3 protein-coding genes are annotated in these 2,408 nt (G+C 64.9%); 1 reads left to right on the top strand and 2 read right to left on the bottom strand.

Annotation, left to right across the window (positions count from 1 at the left end):
• Positions 1-952, top strand: a 952-nt coding sequence (locus EOA22_RS18145; protein ID WP_164755608.1) for a DMT family transporter, incomplete at its 5' end; no start/stop codon positions are given.
• Here the strand turns inward: EOA22_RS18145 and EOA22_RS18140 are convergent.
• Positions 953-1,765, bottom strand: a complete 813-nt coding sequence (locus tag EOA22_RS18140; protein WP_013532623.1) for a helix-turn-helix transcriptional regulator — start codon at positions 1,763-1,765, stop codon at positions 953-955. It lies immediately after the preceding gene.
• A 54-nt stretch (positions 1,766-1,819) separates the two neighbouring features.
• Positions 1,820-2,408, bottom strand: a 589-nt coding sequence (locus EOA22_RS18135) for a uracil-DNA glycosylase (protein WP_164755604.1), incomplete at its 5' end; no start/stop codon positions are given.

The raw sequence follows: 2,408 nt of genomic DNA, 5'->3' as shown, positions 1-2,408 counted from the left end.
GGCCACAGCCAGCGATGATGCCGGCGGGCACGACACGCTTACCGGCATCATGCTCAAGATCGTGGCGGTGGCGGTCTTCGTCGGCATGCAGACCTGCATCAAAGCCGCAGGCACGGTTCCGGCCGGCCAGATTGTCTTCTTCCGCTCTTTCTTCGCCATCTTCCCGATCATCGCCTTCCTGGCCTTCAGGAAAGAGCTCGGCACTGCCTTCACCACCAAGCGTCCGTTCAACCACATCGCCCGCGGCCTGGTCGGCGTCTGCGCCATGGGGCTCGGCTTTTTCGCGTTGACCCGGCTGCCGCTGCCGGAAGCGATCACGCTGAACTACGCGCAGCCGCTGCTGGTGGTGGTGTTCAGCTCCATCTTCCTCGGCGAGGCTATCCGCGTGTATCGCTGGAGTGCGGTCGCGGTCGGCCTGGTCGGCGTGCTGATCATCTCCTGGCCGGAACTGACGCTGCTGAGTTCCGACCAGGCGCTCGACGACCAGGAAGTGCTTGGCGTCATGGCCGCTCTTGTCGCGGCGGCGATCTCGGCCGTCGCCATGCTCTTGGTGCGCAATCTCGTGCAAAGCGAGCGTACGGCGACCATCGTGCTGTGGTTTTCGGTGACGGCGAGCGTCATGTCGCTGCTCTCGCTGCCATTCGGCTGGCAGGCGCTGACGCCGCTCCAGGCGGCCCTTCTTGTTGCCGCCGGCTTCTGCGGCGGCCTTGGCCAGATCCTGATGACGGCGGCCTATCGCCATGCCGAAGCCTCGGTCGTGGCGCCGTTCGAATACACCTCGATGATCCTAGGCCTCGTCGTCGGCTATCTCGTCTTCGGCGACGTCGCCACGCTCCATATGCTTGTCGGCGGCCTGATCGTCGTCGCCGCCGGCATCTTCATCATCTGGCGCGAACGCCAGCTCGGCCTGGAGCGCACCCGCACGCGCAAGGCATCTTTGCCTGAAGGGTGATTACGAACGTTCGGCCCGTTCCTTCGCCAACCGAACCAGCACCGTCCTCGTCTGTTCATCGGCGGGGAAAAACGATTCGATCGCCAGTTCCGAAAGCGTCACGTCGAGCGGCGTGCCGAACACGGTGATGGTGCTGATGAACGACAGCACCTGATCGCCATGCGCCAGCCTGAGCGGATGCACGATGGCGTTCGCCTCGACCGGCGACGGCCGGCTGCCTCTCAAGCCTGACGGATAAGTCCTCAGCTCACGCTCGAGTTCGATCAGCACCGCGTCGCCGCTCGCGTCATTCTGGTGTTTCAGGCGCTCGAGCAGATGCGTGCGCCATTCCTGGAGGTTGACGATGCGTGGCGCGATGCCGCCGGGATGCAGGCTGAGGCGAAGCACGTTGACCGGCGGCGTCAGCAGCGAAGCCTCGCTGACATCGGCAAGGAAGGGAGCGATGGCGGCGTTGGCCGAAACCAGGTTCCAGTGGCGGTCGACAGCGAGTGCCGGGAACGGCTCGTGGCCTTTGAGCACGATTTCGACCGCCGCCATCGCCGGCGCCATTGTCGTGTCGGTCAGCGAGCGTTCGCCGAAACTGGGGGCAAAGCCGGCGGCGAGCAGCAACTGGTTGCGTTGCCTCAGCGGGATCGACAATTGCTCGGCCAGATGCAGCACCATGTCGCGCGAGGGCGCGGCGCGGCCGCTTTCGACGAAGCTCAGATGCCGCTGCGAGATTTCGGCCTCCATGGCGAGGTCGAGCTGCGACATGCGCCGGCGCGTGCGCCATTCGCGAATAAGGCTGCCGGCGGAGGTTTGGGCTGTTGTCATGAGTGAATGGTTAGGCTGGTGAGGACGGCATTTCAATTACCTGCGAGGTTATCGCTAGGTGAGCGCTCGCAGCTTTGCCTTCACTTCGAGGAAATCCCGCCACGCCAGCTTCTTGTGCGACGGGGTTCGCAGGAGATAGGCCGGATGCAGCGTCGGCATGGCCGGGATGGCGATGCCGGATGCCGTCGTGTGAACGCGCCAATTGCCGCGCAGCCGCAATATGCCTTCCGAGGTGTTGAGCAAGGTCTTGGCCGACGGGCCGCCAAGGTTGATCAGCACCTTGGGATTGACCAGCTCGATCTGCCGTTCGATGAACGGCCGGCAGATCTCGGTTTCGTGCGGCGTCGGCGTGCGATTGCCCGGCGGCCGCCAGGGAATGACATTGGCGATATAGGCTGAAGTGCGGTCGAGCCCGATCGCGGCCAGCATGCGGTCGAGCAGCCGGCCCGAGCGGCCGACGAAGGGCAGGCCCTCGATGTCCTCGTCGCGGCCGGGCGCCTCGCCGACCAGCATGACGGCGGCTTCCGGGTTGCCGTCGGCAAACACCAGGTTCTTGGCGGTGGCCTTGAGATTGCAGCCCTCGAACGCCGCCATATGCTGGCGAAGCTCGTCCAGCGTCGTTGCTGTGGTCGCCAATTGGCGG

Origin of the sequence: Mesorhizobium sp. M7A.F.Ca.US.014.04.1.1, from assembly GCF_003998745.1 — a bacterium.
In the GTDB taxonomy this organism is placed as follows: Bacteria; Pseudomonadota; Alphaproteobacteria; order Rhizobiales; family Rhizobiaceae; genus Mesorhizobium; species Mesorhizobium ciceri.
The sequence above is the reverse complement of the archived record's forward strand: the minus strand, read 5'-3'. Positions and strand labels throughout refer to the sequence as shown.

What these genes read in the sequence shown, in the direction of transcription:
- EOA22_RS18140 (WP_013532623.1), bottom strand. Translation starts at nt 1,765, where the DNA reads ATGACAACAGCCCAAACCTCCGCCGGCAGCCTTATTCGCGAATGGCGC.